Here is a 16,801-nt window from a genome sequence, read left to right as displayed (position 1 = left end):
GGCCAGCGCCGCATGAGCGCCAATCCGCATGCCAACGGCGGGGACTGCCTGGTGAATCTCGACCTGCCGGACTTCGCCGACTACGCCCTGAGTGTACCCGGCCCCGGCACCGTACACGCCGAAGCCACCCGCAACTGCGGCGTCTTCCTGCGCGACGTGTTCAGCCGCAACCAGGCGGACGGTAATTTCCGCCTGTTCTGTCCGGACGAAACGAATTCCAACCGACTGGGTGCCGTGTTCGAGGTGACGGACCGCTGTTTCATGGGGCGACGCATCGAGGCGGACGACCACATCTCCCCCGACGGACGAGTGATGGAGGTGCTGAGCGAACACAACTGCCAGGGCTGGCTGGAAGGCTATCTGCTCACCGGGCGGCACGGCCTGTTCCCCTGCTACGAGGCCTTCGCCACCATCGTGGACTCCATGCTCAACCAGCATGCCAAGTGGCTGAAGACCAGCCGGGAACTGCCCTGGCGCCGCCCCGTGTCCTCGCTCAATTACCTGCTGACCTCGCACGCCTGGCGTCAGGACCACAACGGCTACAGCCATCAGGGGCCGGGCTTCATCGACACGGTGATCAACAAAAAAAGCAGCATCACCCGCATCTACCTGCCGCCCGACGCCAACAGCCTGCTGGCGGTCATGGATCACTGCCTGCGCTCGCGCGACTACGTCAACCTGATCATCGCCGGCAAGCAGCCCGAACTGCAGTGGATGGACATCGAAACCGCCCGCGCACATTGCGCGCACGGCGCCTCGATCTGGGACTGGGCGGGCAACGACGACGGCGAGCCGGACGTCATCCTCGGCTGCGCCGGCGACGTGCCGACCCTGGAGGCGGTCGCCGCCGTCTGGCTGCTGCGCCGCCACCTCCCGGAGCTGCGGGTCCGCCTGGTCAACGTGGTCGATCTGATGACGCTGTCGCCGCCCGCCTACCACCCGCACGGGCTGGACGAGGAACGCTTTCTGGAACTGTTCACGGCAAACACGCCGGTGATCTTCGCCTTTCACGGCTACCCGCGCATGATCCACGACCTGGTGCACGGCCGGCCCGATCCCGCCCGCTTCCACGTGCGCGGCTACATCGAGGAAGGCACCACCACCACGCCCTTCGACATGGTGGTGGTGAACCGTACCAGCCGTTACCACCTCGCCATCGAGGCGCTGCGGCACGTACCGCGCCTGCACGACCGGGCCACTGACCTGATCGACCGGTTCGAGGATAAACTGGTGGAGCACGGGCACTACGTCCGCGAGCATTTGCAGGACATGCCGGAGATCCGCGACTGGCAATGGGAGACCCCGTAATTCCCGCGCATCGACCGATCAATCGCACCGGATAAATCACCATGCAACCGAGTCACTACCTGACCCGCACCCTGCCATCGGCCCTGGAACCGCTGGCCACGCTCGCGCTCGACCTTCGCTGGAGCTGGAATCACGCCATGGACGAGCTTTGGCGCACGGTCGACCCCGACCTCTGGGAAGCCACGGCCAACCCGCTGGTAATCCTGGAAACCATCTCCAACCGCCGGCTCGAAGAACTCGCCGCCGATGCGACATTCATCGAGGCGCTCGAAACCCAGGTCAACGCGCGTGAAGCGCACCTGCAAGAACAAACCTGGTTTTCACAACATCCCGACGTCGCCTCACTCGGCGGCGTGGCGTATTTCAGTATGGAATTCGGCCTTTCCGAGGCGCTGCCGATCTACTCGGGCGGCCTGGGCATCCTGGCCGGCGACCATCTCAAAACGTCGTGCGATCTCGGCGTGCCCGTCACCGGCATCGGCCTGTTGTATCAACAGGGCTATTTCCGTCAGGCGCTGGACAATCGCGGCGACCAGATCGAGTTTTTTCCCTATAACGATCCCACCGCCCTGCCCATTTCGCCCGTCATGGCGGAAGACGGGGGCTGGCTGCGCGTCAGCATCGACCTGCCGGGTCGCAAACTGTCGCTGCGCGTCTGGCAGGTGCAGGTCGGACGCGTCGCCCTGTATCTGCTGGACAGCAACGACCCGCTCAACAGCCCGGGCGATCGGGGCATCACATCCGAGCTGTACGGTGGCGGGCACGAGATGCGCCTGCGCCAGGAGATCGCGCTGGGGATCGGCGGCTGGCGGCTACTGGAGATGCTGCACATTCCCTGCGAGGTCTGCCATCTCAACGAAGGCCATGCCGCCTTCGCGGTGCTGGAACGCGCGCGGCACTTCATGCACGCGCACGATATTTCCTTCCAGCAGGCGCTGCTCGCCACCCGCGGCGGCAACCTGTTCACCACCCATACGCCGGTGGCGGCGGGCTTCGATCAGTTTTCGCCGCGATTGATGAACGAATACTTCAGCACGTACGCCGCCCAGCTCGGTATTTCGCTGCGCGAACTGCTCGCGCTGGGGCGTCCCGAAACGACCGCAGCCGATACGTCCTTCAACATGGCCCATCTTGCCCTGCGCGGCAGCACGGCGGTCAACGGCGTCAGCCAACTGCACGGGCAGGTCAGCCGGCGCATCTTTCAGCCGCTGTTCCCGCGTTGGCCGCAACACGAAGTGCCGGTGGGTCACATCACCAACGGCATTCACGTACCGAGCTGGGATTCCGCGGCGGCCGACGCCCTGTGGACCGACGCCTGCGGCAAGGCGCGCTGGCTGGGCGACCTGTCCACGCTGGAACAGGATTTTCGCCAGCTCTCGGACGAATCCCTGTGGCGTTTTCGCTCCAACGGACGCCAACGTCTGGTGAACATCGTGCGCTCGCATGCGCGGGCTCAGTACTCGGCCCGCGGGGTCGAGCAATCGCGCATCGAGGCCTGCGCACGGCTGCTCGACCCCAATACCCTCACCCTCGGTTTTGCGCGCCGCTTCGCCGAATACAAGCGCCCCAACCTGTTGCTGCACGATCCCGACCGGTTGATCCGCCTGCTGACCCATCCGGACCACCCTGTCCAGCTGGTCATCGCCGGCAAGGCGCACCCGCAGGACATGGAAGGCAAACGACTGGTGCGGGCCTGGGCCGACTTCCAGGAACGTCCCGAGGTACGCGGGCGGGTGATTTTCCTGGAGGATTACGACATGCACCTGGCCGCCCATCTGGTACAAGGCGTGGACCTGTGGGTCAACACCCCGCGCCGTCCCTGGGAGGCCAGCGGTACCAGCGGCATGAAGGTGCTGGTCAACGGCGGGCTCAACTGCTCGGAGCTGGATGGCTGGTGGGCCGAAGCCTATACGCCCGACGCCGGCTGGGCGGTGGGCGACGGCCGCGAACACGATGCCGATCCGGCATGGGATGCGCATGAAGCGCAGACCCTTTACCAGCTGCTGGAAACCGAGATCGTGCCGGAATACTACGAACGTGATGTACATGGCATCCCCACAAAATGGGTTGCACGCATGCGCGAAAGCCTGGCGCTGCTCACGCCCCAGTATTCGACCAACCGCATGCTGCGCGAATACGCCGAAACCTATTACCTGCCGCTGGCCAAACGCTTTCGTGCCCGCAGCGAGAATAACGCCGCGCTCAGCGCCGACCTGATGACCTGGCGTGCACGGCTATCCCGGCACTGGGCCAGCCTGCATACCGGCGAACTGGACTTCGAGCCTCACGCCGACGGCGGTGGCTGCGCGGTATCCGTTCCCGTCTACCTGGACGACCTGGAACCCGACGACGTACGCGTGGAGTTGTACGCCGATGCGACCGGGGAAGGGAACCCACCACTAAGAATCGAACTCGAACGCAAGGAAGCGCTGACCGGCGCGGTGCACGGCTATCGTTATCTCGCCGAACTGAAGACCGACCGGCCGCTGACGGATTTCACCCTGCGGGTGATACCGTATCATCCGCAGGCGCTGGTGCCGCTGGAGGCCCATCCCATACTCTGGGTGACGCACGGCTGAACGCCGTACGGGACATCCATAAAACAGGAGTCCTTATGGCCAAACTCGCTATCGTCCTGCTGTCCGACATGAAGGATCGGGTCAAGGTGGAGATGGCGCTGCGCTTCGCGCAGGTCGCCAAGCAGCAGAACCGGCTGGAGGATATCCGGTTTTTCTTTTTCGGACCCGGGGTGCGCGTACCCGGCCAGTTGCGTGACGATGCCGAGCTGTATCCATTGCTGGAAGGACTGCTGACCAGCGGCATCACCACCCTGGCCTGTATCTACAACGCGCGCGGCCTGGAAGAAGAAGACAACCTGCGCGAGGCTGAAATCCAGATGCAGGCCATCGGCGCCGATCTGGTGGACGTCATCGACCGCGAATACCAGCTCATGACTTTCTGATACTCCGCAACAGCACCTTAAAAACTGACCATCATGCAACCGAAACTCTTTACTCCGCTCACGCTGCGCCAACTCGAAATCCCCAACCGCATCTTCGTCTCACCCATGTGCCAGTACTCCAGCGAGGCCGGGCTACCGACCGACTGGCATCTGGTGCACCTGGGCAGCCGTGCCGTCGGGGGTGCCGGTCTGGTGATGGTCGAGGCCAGCGCCGTCTCGCCCGAGGCACGCATCAGCCCCGCCGACAGCGGCATCTGGTCGGACGAGCACGCGGTGGCATTCACCCGCATCACCCGCTTCATCAAGGAGCAGGGTTCGGTGGCCGCCATCCAGCTGGCGCATGCCGGACGCAAGGCCTCCACCCTCCCCCCGTTCGAAGGCAGCGGCGCGGTGGGTTTAAACGAAGGCGGCTGGGTCCCCGACGGACCGAGCGCGATCGCGTTTTCCACCGAAAACACCACACCGCATGCCCTGGCGGCGGACGAAATCGCCGTCGTCGTGGAGCAGTTCGTGGCGGCCGCCCGCCACGCCCGCAAGGCGGGCTTCGACGTGGTGGAGCTGCACATGGCCCACGGCTACCTGCTGCACAGCTTCCTGTCGCCGATTTCCAACCAACGCAGCGACGAGTGGGGCGGCAGCCTGGAGAACCGGGCCCGCCTGCCGCTGGCGGTCGCCGAGGCGGTGCGTGCGGAATGGCCGGCCGACCTGCCGGTAATGGTGCGCATCTCGGCCACCGACTGGGTCGAAGGCGGCTGGGATCTGGAGCAGTCCGTGCAGCTGGCGGGGTGGCTCAAGGAACGCGGCATCGACCTGATCGACTGCTCGAGCGGCGGGCTGACACCCGACGCGCGCATCCCGGCGGGGCCGGGGTTTCAAACCCCCTTCGCCACCGCGATTCGCGAGCGGGCCGGCATGCCCACCGGCGCGGTAGGCCTGATTACCGCGCCCGCGCAGGCGGAACACATCCTCACCTCAGGGCAGGCCGATGCCGTTCTGCTCGCCCGCGAACTGCTGCGCGATCCCTACTGGCCGCTGCACGCGGCCCACGCCCTGGGTGCCGAGGTCACTTGGCCCAAGCAGTACGAGCGTGCCCGTCCCCGCTGAGCGGCGGACGCGTGCTCGGCGCTGACAGCCGCAGGCGGCGCAGACGGTTGGCGTTGCTGACCACCGTCACGGAAGACATGGCCATGGCGGCGCCCGCGATCATGGGATTGAGCAGAACACCGAACAGGGGGTAGAGCACACCGGCGGCGATCGGAATGCCGAGGCTGTTGTACACGAACGCCCCGAACAGGTTCTGCCAGATGTTGCGCACCGTGGCGCGCGAGATGAGGATCGCATCGGCCACCCCGTGCAGCGAGGCACGCATCAGGGTAGCGTCGGCGGTTTCCATGGCGATGTCGGTCCCCGAGCCGATGGCATAGCCGATGTCTGCTTGCGCCAGCGCCGGGGCGTCGTTGATGCCGTCGCCGACCATGGCCACCACCTCGCCACGTCCCTGCAGCTCGCGCACCTTGTCGGCCTTGTCCGCCGGCTTGAGTCCGGCGAACACCTCGTCGATGCCCACCCGACCCGCGACCGCCTGCGCGGTCGCCGGATGATCGCCGGTCAGCATGATCACCTTGAGCCCCTGCTCGTGCAGGCGGGTCACCGCCGCCGCCGAATCCTCGCGTACCGGATCGGCAATGCCGATCACCCCGGCCGGCGCATCGCCCACCGCCACCAGGATCGGGGTGGCGGCCTCCAGGGCCAACGACTCGGCACGCGCCTTGAGCTCATCCACCGCCACGCCCCGATCTGCAAGCAGGGCCGCATTGCCGATCAGGACCCGACGGCCGTCCACGCTGCCGCTGACGCCCGCGCCGGTAATCGCCTCGAATTCGCTGACCTGCCCGGTCTCCAGATTTTCGCCGCGCGCGGCATCGGCCACCGCCTGCGCCAGGGGATGCTCCGAACCGGCCTCCAGGCTCGCCGCCACACGCAGCAGTTCCTCACGCGTCCAGCCCGCGGCCGGATGTACCGCCGTGACGCGCGGCGCGCCCTCGGTGACCGTACCGGTCTTGTCCAGCACCACGGCCGTCAGCCGACGTGCGGTCTGCAGGGCCTGGCCGTTGCGGATCAGGATGCCGTTTTCCGCCGCCTTGCCGACCCCGACCATGATCGAGATGGGTGTGGCCAGCCCCAGCGCGCAGGGACAGGCGATCACCAGCACCGTGATGGCCGTGACCATGGCGTAGCTCAGGTGCGGCGTCGGGCCGACCGTGAACCACACCGCGAAGGTGATCAGGCTGATCACCACCACCACCGGGACGAACACCGCCGCCACCTGGTCCACCAGGCGTCCGATGGGCGGCTTGCTGGACTGCGCCTGGCGCACCTGCTCGACGATCTGCGACAGCACCGTGTCCTTGCCGATGCGTTTGGCCTGATACAGGAACGAGCCGGTGGTATTCAGCGTGCCGCCGATGACCTCGTCCCCGACCTGCTTGGACACCGGCAGGGGTTCGCCGGTGAGCATGGACTCGTCCACGTGGCCGCTGCCGTCGATCACCACGCCGTCCACGGCCAGCTTTTCGCCGGGACGCACGCGCAGGGTCTCGTTCAGACCGACCTCGCTGATCGGCACGTCCTGTTCCTTGCCGTCGCGCAGGACGCGGGCGGTCTTCGGCTTGAGGCCGATGAGCTTCTTGATCGCCGCCGAGGTCCGGCCGCGGGCGCGAGTCTCCAGTGCCGACCCCAGGGTCAGCAGGGAGATGATCACCAGGGCCGCCTCGAAATAGGCGTAACGGGCCAGGCTGGGCACCACGCCCGGGTACAGGGTCACCACCATGGAGTAGATCCAGGCCGCGCCGGTACCCAGCGCGACCAGCGTGTCCATGTTGGGATGGCGCCATGACTTCACCGCGCCGCGGTAGTACTGACCGCCGGAATAGGCCATGACGCCCAGCGTCACCAGCCCCACGACCACCCAGAACACATGGCCGCTGGACATGGGCGGGAACCAGTCGAACCAGCTGCCGAACAGCAACGGAAAGCCGACCAGGCCGGCGACGAAGGATTTGCGCAACTGATTCCGGTACGCCGCCTGCTCATGCGCCTCGGCCTCGGCGACGTCCTCGTCGCCGGCCATCACCGCCGCGGTATAACCCGCGTCGCGCACGGCCTTGACCAGCACCTCGCCGGCCACCTCGCCCTTCACCTGGGCCGAATGCTCGGCGAAGTTCACGGTGGCTTCGGAGACCCCGGGCACCCCCTTGAGGGCGTTTTCCACCGCCGCCACGCAGCCTGCGCAGGTCATGTCTGCGACCGACAATCGGGTAATGGTTGCCTCGGACATCTTCACCACCTCACTTCACGTTCCAAATACGGTTCAGGCCTGCGCCGCCTTGTAGCCAGCCTTTTCCACTGCTTCGATCAGGCTGGGCAACGGCGCCTCGCCATGCACCACCGCGCTGTTGGTTTCCAGACTCACATCGGCCGATGCCACGCCCGGCACCGCCTCCAGGGCCGTCTTCACGGCGCTGACGCAGCCGCCGCATTTCATGCCGGTAATGGCGAGATTCGTGTCGCTCATGTCAAAGCTCCTTGTCGTTTGGTTTGTTGATTCGTGTCGTTCGACGGACCCGCGCAATGCCTCGACCACCGCGGCAATCGCCGGCGCCGGGCGCATCCCGTCCTCTCCTGCATACACCCGGCAGCACACGGCCTCATTGTCCACCTGCGAAACGTCACGGCCGTCGACCAGGATGGTGGGCGACCCGTAGGCCCGCACCCGCTCGGGTGCCTCGGCGGCGTTCCGGTCCCACTCCCGCCAGATCGGGGGCAGCCCGTGCTGGGCCAATGCCTCGCGCAACACGGCGCGGGCAGGCTCCAGACCCGGACAGCCGGAGAAATAAATCAGCTCGATGCGGGCGTCGGTCATGATCTTCAGGCCTGGGTTTTGAGGGCATTCAGGATGGGGCATTCCTCGCTCGACCCCTCGCCCGGACAACAGGCCGCAAGTTCGGACAGCGCATCGCGCATGCGGCGCAGGTCCCCGATGCGTTGCTCGATATCGGCGATCTTGTGTTCGGTGAGCTGCTTGACGTCCGCCGCGCCCGCATCCGGGCTGTCGCTGATGCGCAGCAGGTCGGCGATCTCCCCGAGCGTGAAACCGAGGGACTGGGCCCGGCGGATGAAACGCAAACGGTCGGCCGATGTCTCACGATACAACCGGTACCCCGACTCGGTCCGCGCCTCGGGCTCGATCAGGCCCCGCCGCTCGTAATAACGCACGGTCTCGATGCCCACGCCGCCCTGTTTGGCCAGTTCGCCGATGGTGAATGTCTGCATGGTCGTTACCTCCAAGGGCTGTACTCTGTTGTTGGGTACAGACCTTAAACAGCCCGGTCCCGTTCCGGAGTCCGGATGAGGAAAGTCTAAACCCTATACCCAGCTACGGGGTCAAGGGTTGACAGGCGTGCTAATATAGATAGGAACCTAACTATTAGGTTGCTGTCTATTTGACATGAACAACCCATACGACCCCCACGAACTCGCCAGCCTGCTGAGCGAGATGACACGACAGTGGCGCCTGCGGCTCAACGAACGCCTGGCCCCGCTGAATCTGAGCCAGCCCCGATGGTGGATTATCCGCACCCTGCGCGATGCGGGAGCAGGCATGGTCCAGAAGGACATCGCCGCCCAGATGGGCGTCGAAGGCCCCAGCGTCGCGCGCATGATCGACCGCATGGAGGAGGATGGCTGGCTCGAACGCCGCACCGCCGAGGGAGACCGGCGCTGCAAGCGCGTCTGCCTGACTGAACAGACGCGCAACCTGATCTCTGAAATCGAAGCCATCAGCCTGCAACTTCAGCACGAGCTGACCCATGACATTCCCGTCAGCGACATTCAGCAATGCATGCAGACCCTGAGCCGGATTCTGGAACGCGCCCGCGAGCTCCAGCCCGGTGGACAGGGCGACTCATCGGTTCAAGGAGACCGTTGAATAATGAGCAATATCAAACGCATCGCAATCGGCGCCGTTCTCGTAGTCGCATTAGCGATCGGGTCCTACCTGTACTGGCATCATGCGACGCTGTATCCCAGCACCGATGACGCATACGTACAGGCCCACGTGGTCACCATCGCGCCGCAGGTTTCGGGCCAGGTCGACCAGGTCCGGGTCCGGAACCAGCAGGCCGTCGCAGCCGGACAGACGTTGTTCACGCTCGACCGCGCGCCGTTCGAATATGCCGTGGAACAGGCCCAGTCCGCACTCACCCAGGCACAGACCTCATTGGGCGAGGACCACGCCGCGGTGACCGCCACCGAGGCCGCCGTCAACGCCGCCCAGGTCAAGCTGGAAAACGCCGCCCGCACCGCGAAACGCGCCGAACGGCTCAGGCATCGCGGCTACGCCAGCGAGCAGAACTACGATGATGCCGAGGCCGCCAAGCGTGCGGCTGCCGCCGAGCTGAAAGTCGCGAAGGCCAATCTCGCCGAGGCGCGCATCCGCGCCGGTACCAGCACCACCGACAGCGCGGCCATTCGCAAGGCGAAGGCCGAACTCAAGCAGGCCCAGTGGAACCTCGGTCACACCACGATCAAGGCCAGCTGCTCGGGCCACGTGGCCAACGTGACGCTGCGTCCCGGGGATGCGGTACAGGACGGGGTTTCACCCTTCAAGCTGGTGTGCGACAAGGAATGGTGGGTGGATGCCAATTACAAGGAGACCGACCTGGAGCGCATCCGTCCGGGGCAGGCGGCGACCATCAAGGTCGACATGTATCCCGGCCACGTCTTCAAGGGCAAGGTCATCGGCATCAACCCGGCCAGCGGGGCGGCCTTTTCCCTGCTGCCGCCCGAGAACGCCACCGGCAACTGGGTAAAGGTCACCCAGCGGGTGCCGGTGCGGGTCGAAATCCTGGGCGCCGATCCGAACCCGGACTATCCCCTGCGCGTGGGCACCAGCGCCACGGTCACGATCGACACCCGTACGCTTTCACATTGAGCAACGGTCACGTAAATGACCAGTAAGGAGCGCCACACCTTTCTGATCACCGTCGCCGTCATGGCGACGACGGTGATGCAGGTGCTGGACATGACCATCGTCAACGTGGCCCTGCCGCACATGGAGGGCTCGCTGTCGGCGACCAACGACCAGATCGCCTGGGTGCTGACCAGCTACCTCGTCAGTTCGGCCATCTTCATGCCGCTGACCGGTTACTTCACCGACCGGCTGGGCCAGAAAAAATATCTGCTGCTCAGCATCGCCGGATTCATGATCGCCTCGGCCCTGTGCGGCCTGTCGACCAGTCTGGCCGAGATCGTCCTGTTCCGGATCCTGCAGGGCGTGTTCGGCGCCGCGCTGGTGCCGCTGTCGCAGTCGATCATGGTGCAGACCTATCCCGTGGAGGAGCGCGGCAAGGCGATGGCGATCTGGGGCATGGGCGTGATGGTCGGTCCCATCCTAGGCCCGACGCTCGGCGGCTACCTGACCGAGGTGCTGACCTGGCGCTGGACCTTCTTCATCAACATCCCGGTCGGCCTGTTCTCCTTCCTGCTGGCCACCCGGGTGGTGCCCGACTCCGAGCGCAAGGAACGCGATATGGATTGGACCGGCCTGCTCCTGCTGGCCGTGGCGGTGGGCGGACTGCAGTACGTACTCGACCGCGGCAACCAGGACAACTGGTTCGACTCGCACCTGATTCTTTCGCTGACCGTTATTTCCACGGCCGCGTTCGTCGCGTTCATCTATTACGCCTGGCATCACAAGGGACACGTGATCTTTCGTCTGGCCATCTTCGCCGACCGCAATTTCGCCGTATCCAGTTTCCTGATCACGCTGATCGGCATCGGCCTGTTCGGCAGTATGCTGCTGCAACCGCTGATGATGGAAAACCTGATGAACTATCCCGTGCTGGACACCGGCCTGGTCATGGCGCCGCGCGGCCTGGCCAGCATGTTCAGCATGATGCTGGTAAGCCGATTGAGCGGGAAGGTCGACCCTCGTCTCATGATTTTGGTCGGTATTACTTTCGCGACCGGTGGCTCCTGGATGATGACGCAATACACCATGGTCCTGAGCATGTCCTCGCTCATCGTGCCCATGGTCCTGCAGGGGCTCGGCATGGGGCTGATCTTCGCGCCGCTGGCCGCAGTGGCCTACGCCACGCTGGCACCGCAATTCACCGCCGAGGCCGCCGGCATGTTCAGCCTGCTGCGTACCGTCGGCTCATCCATCGGCATCTCGGCGCTGTCCACCCTGCTGGCACGCCATACCCAGGTCTCCTGGAATCAGCTCGGCGCGAACATCGATCTGAGCAATCCGGCCCTGCACGACTTTCTGGCCCGTCAGCAAATGGAACTGCACAATCCGCTCACGGCGCAGATACTCGCCAGGATGGTCCAGCAGCAGGCCTTCATGATCGCGTTGCTGGACTGCTTCCTGCTGGTCACCGTGAGCTTCGTGGCGATGTACCCCTTCATCTTGCTGTTGGGCAAAAACAAATCGAACACCCCTAGCGCCGCCCCGGGCGGCGCCGCCATGGATTGAAATTCACAGCGGAGCCCCACCCATGTATCAATCGATCCTGCTCGCCTATGACGGAAGCCATCAAGGCGCCCGCGCCCTGCGTGAGGGTGCCGAAATCGCCCGGCGCTGTTCCGCCAAGGTCCATCTGCTGGCCGTCATCCAGAACCCGACCGGGCCGGGCGCGGGCGAAGGTTTCGATACCAGCGGCATGGTGGCGGAGGCCCTGGATCACTACAAAGGCATTCTCGAACTCGGCCTGCAAAAGCTGCGCGAAACCTATCAGGTCGAGGCTGAAGGCCATCTGCTGGAAGGTGATCCGGTGGAACGGATCGCCGGACTGGCCACGGAGGTCGGTGCCCAGCTGATCGTGGTCGGCCATCAACCGTTGGGCCTGCTCAGCCGCTGGTGGCGCGGCTCCGTCGGCAAGGCCTTGATCGACAATGCCCCGTGCAGCGTGCTGGTGGCCATCAGCCAAGCCGGGGAAACCGAATAGTCCGTTTGTTCAAACCTTCTGAACGTCTTGCTCTAATCGTTCCGCTATCCGAGCAAAGCACTCGGGTACTAGGCTAGGGGATGTCGATTGCGTTGCGCCGGCCTGCCGGCGGCGCACATACCCAAGAGGACATCTCCCTGCCATGCTCCAGCGACAGCCGGTACTGTTTGTTTCCCACGGCGCGCCCAGCATTCTGCTGGAGTCGAACGCCACCACCCGCTTTTGGGCGGACATCCCCGCCCTGCTGCCCGAACCGCCGCGCGCCGTGTTGTGCATTTCCGCGCACTGGCTCGCCCCGGTCCTGTCACTGGGGGCAACGGGACCGGCACCCGGGGTGCAATACGACTTTTACGGATTCCCGCAGGCCTGCTACGAGGCGGACTGGATTCCCCACGCCGACACCGTCACCGCGGGCTGGTTGCGCGAGCAGCTCGCAGGGCTGGACATCGAGGTAGAGGATCAGCCCGACCATGCGCTTGATCACGGAGTCTGGATACCACTCAAATACGCCTGGCCCGAGCCGACCGTCCCGATCTACCAGCTCTCGCTGGTCGCGGGCGCGGACGCCGACTGGCATTGGCGACTCGGCGAACAACTCGCCCCGCTGCGCGAAGCCGGGGTACTGATCGTCGGCAGCGGCGGCGCCACGCACAACCTGCGCACGGTGGACTGGTCGGCTCCCGTCGGGCAGGCCGCGCCCGGCCCGGCCCGATTCATCGCGGAACTCGAAACGGCCCTGGCGGCATTCGACCGTGCACGGCTCACCGCGCCGCGGACATTTTCCACCGGCGCGGAGAATCACCCGACCATCGAGCATTACCTGCCCCTGGCCGTCGCGTGCGGCGCGGCGGGCGGCCCGCTGGTTCCCCTGCACCACGACTGGTCCTACGGCACATTGGCCCTGCACGCCTATGGTCACGGCCTGCCGACCTCATCCCGTAATAACCAACAAGCAGCCTGAAAGGAGGATGCACCATGAAGGTGAATGTACAGATCGTGTTTTATTCCATGTATTCGCATGTCTACCAGCTCGCCAAGGCGGTCGCCGAGGGAGCGGGTGAAGTGCAGGATACCGAGGTCGGCCTGTTCCAGGTGCCGGAACTCGTGGAAGACGAAATACTCGAATCCAGTGGAGCCAGGCAGGCGCGCGCCACGTTCGCCGAGGTGCCCGTGGCCACCGTCGACCAGCTCGCGGACGCCGACGCGCTGATCTTCGGCACCCCGACCCGGTTCGGCAACATGTGCGCGCAGATGCGCAACTTTCTGGACCAGACCGGCGCGTTGTGGGCCAACGGCGCCCTGATCGGCAAGGTGGGCAGCGTGTTCACCTCCACCGCCACCCAGCATGGCGGACAGGAAACCACCATCACCAGCTTCCACACCACGCTGCTGCATCAGGGCATGGTCATCGTGGGCGTGCCCTACAGCGAACAGGGCCTGTTGAACATGAGCGAGATCACCGGCGGTTCACCCTACGGCGCCGGCACCCTGGCCGGCGGAGACGGTTCGCGCATGCCCAGCGAAAACGAGCTGACCATCGCCCGCACCCAGGGACGGCATGCGGCCGAGATCGCCCGCCAGCTCAAGCTCGGCGCACAGTCCTGAGCCAGCCACCGCGCGGGCGCCGCGGGCCCCGGCCTGCGGCGCCCGTTGTCATTTACCACCCGACCCGCAAGGAGATCGCATGGAAACCATCACTCTACCCGGCATCGCCCTTCCCGCATCGCGCATCGGCCTCGGCACCTGGGCCATCGGCGGCTGGATGTGGGGCGGCACCGACGAAGCCGAATCCATCCACACCATCCACCATGCGTTGGAACGGGGCATCAACCTGATCGACACCGCCCCGGTCTACGGCTTCGGACGCTCGGAGGAGATCGTCGGCAAGGCGCTCAAGGCCTACGGCCGGCGCGACGAGATCATCCTGGCCACCAAGGTGGGACTGCGCTGGGATCGCGGCGGCATCACCCGCGACAGCAGCCCGCAGCGCCTGCGCCAGGAGGTGGAGGATTCGCTGCGCCGGCTGCAGACCGATTACATCGATCTGTATCAGGTGCACTGGCCCGACCAGTCCACCCCGATGGAGGAGACCGCCGAGGCCCTGGCCACGCTGCAGCAGGAAGGCAAAATCGCCGCCATCGGCGTAAGCAATTTTTCGCCCGAACAAATGACGGCCTTCCGCGGCGTGGCGCCGCTGTGCAGCGACCAGCCGCCCTACAACCTGTTCGAACGCGAGATCGAAGCCGCCGTTCTGCCCTATTGCCGGGAACATGGCATGGCGACCCTGACCTACGGCGCCCTGTGCCGCGGCCTGCTGTCCGGCAAGATGACCGCCGACCGCCGCTTCGAGGGCGACGACCTGCGCCAGTCCGACCCTAAATTCCAGCCGCCGCGTTATGCGCAATACCTGGCCGCGGTCGAGGCGCTGAGCGAACACGCCCGGACCCGCTACGGCAAGTCCGTGCTGGCATTCGCCGTGCGCTGGCTGCTCGACAAGCCCGGCGTCAGCGTGGCGCTATGGGGCGCCCGTCATCCCGGACAGCTGGATGTAATTCCCGACATCTTCGGCTGGTCGCTGGATGCGGAAGACTACCGGATCGTGGACGGACTGCTGGACAAGCACGTCGTCGACCCGGTCGGCCCGGAGTTCATGGCGCCCCCCGAGGCGGCATAATTCCCGCAGCGCTGCTGACCGCAATTCGCCATTCCCGCCCGTACGCTGTTGCCCGCCGCGTGCCGACAGGCGAATATCGGCCGGGGGGCGGTATTTCGTCGACACCGCCGCTTGAGCGAAAGGGAGGGAAGGCTCTGAAGACCCGGCGTGCCCGTCCAATCGAAACCCGTTCGTGGCGCTGATGAACCGCAGCGCACTGTTCTGGTTTCGCCGCGATCTGCGCCTGGCCGGCAATCCCGCACTGTCCGCTGCGCTGGCGGCGGGCAAACGCGTCGTGCCGGTGTACATCCACGCCCCGGAAGCGGAAGCGGACTGGGTGCCGGGGGCGGCATCGCGGTGGTGGCTGCATCGCAGCCTGAGCGCACTCGATGGCGAATTGCGCGCACGGGGCTCGCGCCTGATCGTCCGGCACGGCCCTGCGCAACAGGCACTGGACCGGCTGATCGCCGAAACGGCTGCGGATGCGGTGTACTGGAATCGACTGTACGAACCCGCCATTCTCGCCCGCGACGGGGACCTCGAGCAGGCCCTGCAGCAAGCCGGCATCGAGGTCCACCACCACAATGCCGCGCTGCTGTTCGAGCCCTGGACACTCGCCACCCGCAGCGGTGCGCCCTACCGGGTGTTCACGCCGTACTGGAAGGCCTGCCTGCGGCTCGGGCTGCCCGAAACAATCGCCCCGGCTCCGCAGCGCCTGCCGTCGGTCGCAAACGATCTGGAAAGCCTCCCCCTGGATTCCCTGCAGCTCGAACCGCGGTTTCCGTGGGACGCCGGTCTGCAAGCCGCCTGGGTGCCGGGAGAACAGGGCGCCCAGGCCCGGCTGCAGGCCTTCCTGGCCGAGGCCGCAATCGACTATGCCGAGAATCGCGACCGGCCGGACCGCGCCGGCACTTCGCGCCTATCGCCGCACCTGCATTTCGGCGAGATCGGTCCGCACCAGGTGGTCGCCGCCATCCATCGGACCCTGGGCGACGTAGGCCCCCGGAGTACGGCCGGTGCCGAGGCATATTTACGCGAACTCGGTTGGCGCGAGTTTGCGCATCATCTGCTGTTTCATTTTCCGCACACGGCGGACCGGGCGCTGGACGAACGCTTTGACGACTTCCCCTGGGCATCCGACTTCAGCGACGAACTGACGGCTTGGCAGCGCGGCCAAACCGGTATCCCGCTGGTCGACGCGGGGATGCGCGAGCTGTGGCAGACGGGTTGGATGCACAATCGGGCGCGCATGATCGCCGCGTCGTTTCTCACCAAGAACCTGCTCGTGCCCTGGCAGCAGGGCGCACGCTGGTTCTGGGACACCCTGGTCGATGCCGACCTCGCCAACAACACGCTGGGGTGGCAGTGGACCGCGGGCTGCGGTGCCGATGCCGCCCCCTATTTCCGTATTTTCAACCCCGTGCTGCAGGGCGAGCGCTTCGACCCCGACGGGCTGTACATCGAACGCTGGGTGCCCGAACTGGCCGGTCTCCCACCGCAGCATCGGCATGCGCCGTGGAAAGCCCCTCAGGCTGTACTCGATGCGTCAGGCATACGCCTTGGCCGCGACTATCCGCAACCGATCGTGGATCTCAAAACCAGCCGGCAGCGTGCCCTGGATCGTTTCGCCCGGATTCGCCGCTGACGCCGGGCGGTTCAAACGGTCTCCCGCAGAAAGTCCATCAACAGCCGCCAGGAGCGCTTATGCGCCCGTTCGTCATACGCCGACCCGCTGGAAGGGTCGTTGCCGGCGCCTTCGATCGTGAAGCTGTGCACGGCACCGCCGTAGCTGTGCAGCTGCCAGTCGACACCGGCGTTGCGCATCTCGTCCTGGAAGGCGGCGACATCTTCGGGCGGGACCACGGGATC

General features: G+C 65.7%; 16 protein-coding genes. 12 read left to right on the top strand and 4 right to left on the bottom strand.

The window, feature by feature from the left end:
- The 4 genes from P8Y64_09095 to P8Y64_09080 all read left to right on the top strand — a co-directional run.
- The coding region (locus P8Y64_09095; protein ID MEJ2060626.1) for a phosphoketolase family protein at nt 1–1,308 on the top strand (1,308 nt) is incomplete at its 5' end.
- Between the two features lie 41 nt (nt 1,309–1,349).
- On the top strand, nt 1,350–3,887 hold the full coding sequence (gene glgP, locus P8Y64_09090) for an alpha-glucan family phosphorylase (GenBank protein MEJ2060625.1): 2,538 nt from the start codon (nt 1,350–1,352) through the stop codon (nt 3,885–3,887).
- A gap of 35 nt (nt 3,888–3,922) precedes the next feature.
- On the top strand, nt 3,923–4,270 hold the full coding sequence (locus P8Y64_09085; GenBank protein MEJ2060624.1) for a DsrE family protein: 348 nt from the start codon (nt 3,923–3,925) through the stop codon (nt 4,268–4,270).
- 33 nt (nt 4,271–4,303) lie between these two features.
- The gene (locus P8Y64_09080) at nt 4,304–5,374 is read left to right on the top strand and encodes an NADH:flavin oxidoreductase/NADH oxidase (protein MEJ2060623.1); all 1,071 of its coding nucleotides are present in this window, start codon (nt 4,304–4,306) and stop codon (nt 5,372–5,374) included.
- Here the strand turns inward: P8Y64_09080 and P8Y64_09075 are convergent.
- The 3 genes from P8Y64_09075 to P8Y64_09065 are packed head-to-tail and all read right to left on the bottom strand — an operon-like array spanning nt 5,334 to nt 8,602.
- Nucleotides 5,334–7,607 carry a heavy metal translocating P-type ATPase gene (locus P8Y64_09075; protein MEJ2060622.1) on the bottom strand — a complete coding sequence of 758 codons (2,274 nt, stop codon included), beginning with the start codon at nt 7,605–7,607 and terminating at the stop codon, nt 5,334–5,336. The two genes, P8Y64_09080 and P8Y64_09075, sit on opposite strands and share 41 nt — an antisense overlap.
- Before the next feature lie 33 nt (nt 7,608–7,640).
- Nucleotides 7,641–8,192 (bottom strand): heavy metal-associated domain-containing protein, encoded by a 552-nt coding sequence (locus P8Y64_09070; protein ID MEJ2060621.1) that lies wholly within the window; start codon nt 8,190–8,192, stop codon nt 7,641–7,643.
- Nucleotides 8,193–8,197: 5 nt separating this feature from the next.
- Entirely contained in the window at nt 8,198–8,602 is a 405-nt protein-coding gene (locus tag P8Y64_09065; GenBank protein MEJ2060620.1) for a MerR family DNA-binding protein, read from the bottom strand.
- Between the two features lie 175 nt (nt 8,603–8,777).
- Between P8Y64_09065 and P8Y64_09060 the strand changes: the two genes are divergently transcribed.
- The 8 genes from P8Y64_09060 (at nt 8,778) to P8Y64_09025 (ending at nt 16,577) form a co-directional block, all read left to right on the top strand.
- On the top strand, nt 8,778–9,257 hold the full coding sequence (locus tag P8Y64_09060) for a MarR family transcriptional regulator (GenBank protein MEJ2060619.1): 480 nt from the start codon (nt 8,778–8,780) through the stop codon (nt 9,255–9,257).
- A 3-nt stretch (nt 9,258–9,260) separates the two neighbouring features.
- Nucleotides 9,261–10,262 carry an HlyD family secretion protein gene (locus P8Y64_09055; protein ID MEJ2060618.1) on the top strand — a complete coding sequence of 334 codons (1,002 nt, stop codon included), beginning with the start codon at nt 9,261–9,263 and terminating at the stop codon, nt 10,260–10,262.
- Between the two features lie 15 nt (nt 10,263–10,277).
- Nucleotides 10,278–11,807, top strand: coding sequence for a DHA2 family efflux MFS transporter permease subunit (locus tag P8Y64_09050; GenBank protein ID MEJ2060617.1), 1,530 nt, complete (start codon nt 10,278–10,280; stop codon nt 11,805–11,807).
- A 22-nt stretch (nt 11,808–11,829) separates the two neighbouring features.
- A complete protein-coding gene (locus P8Y64_09045; protein ID MEJ2060616.1) occupies nt 11,830–12,279 on the top strand; it encodes a universal stress protein in 450 nt (149 codons plus the stop codon).
- A gap of 142 nt (nt 12,280–12,421) precedes the next feature.
- Nucleotides 12,422–13,240: a class III extradiol ring-cleavage dioxygenase gene (locus P8Y64_09040; GenBank protein MEJ2060615.1), complete on the top strand. Its 819-nt coding sequence runs from the start codon at nt 12,422–12,424 to the stop codon at nt 13,238–13,240.
- 14 nt (nt 13,241–13,254) lie between these two features.
- On the top strand, nt 13,255–13,884 hold the full coding sequence (wrbA, locus tag P8Y64_09035; GenBank protein ID MEJ2060614.1) for an NAD(P)H:quinone oxidoreductase: 630 nt from the start codon (nt 13,255–13,257) through the stop codon (nt 13,882–13,884).
- 79 nt (nt 13,885–13,963) lie between these two features.
- Nucleotides 13,964–14,953, top strand: coding sequence for an aldo/keto reductase (locus P8Y64_09030; GenBank protein MEJ2060613.1), 990 nt, complete (start codon nt 13,964–13,966; stop codon nt 14,951–14,953).
- A gap of 181 nt (nt 14,954–15,134) precedes the next feature.
- Complete coding sequence (locus P8Y64_09025; protein MEJ2060612.1) at nt 15,135–16,577, top strand: deoxyribodipyrimidine photo-lyase; 1,443 nt, start codon at nt 15,135–15,137, stop codon at nt 16,575–16,577.
- A gap of 11 nt (nt 16,578–16,588) precedes the next feature.
- Here the strand turns inward: P8Y64_09025 and P8Y64_09020 are convergent.
- Nucleotides 16,589–16,801, bottom strand: a 213-nt coding sequence (locus P8Y64_09020; GenBank protein MEJ2060611.1) for a dienelactone hydrolase family protein, incomplete at its 5' end; no start/stop codon positions are given.

The organism is Gammaproteobacteria bacterium, from assembly GCA_037388465.1.
Classification (GTDB): Bacteria; Pseudomonadota; Gammaproteobacteria; order SpSt-1174; family SpSt-1174; genus JARRKE01.
This window is presented reverse-complemented; position numbering and strand designations above follow the sequence as displayed.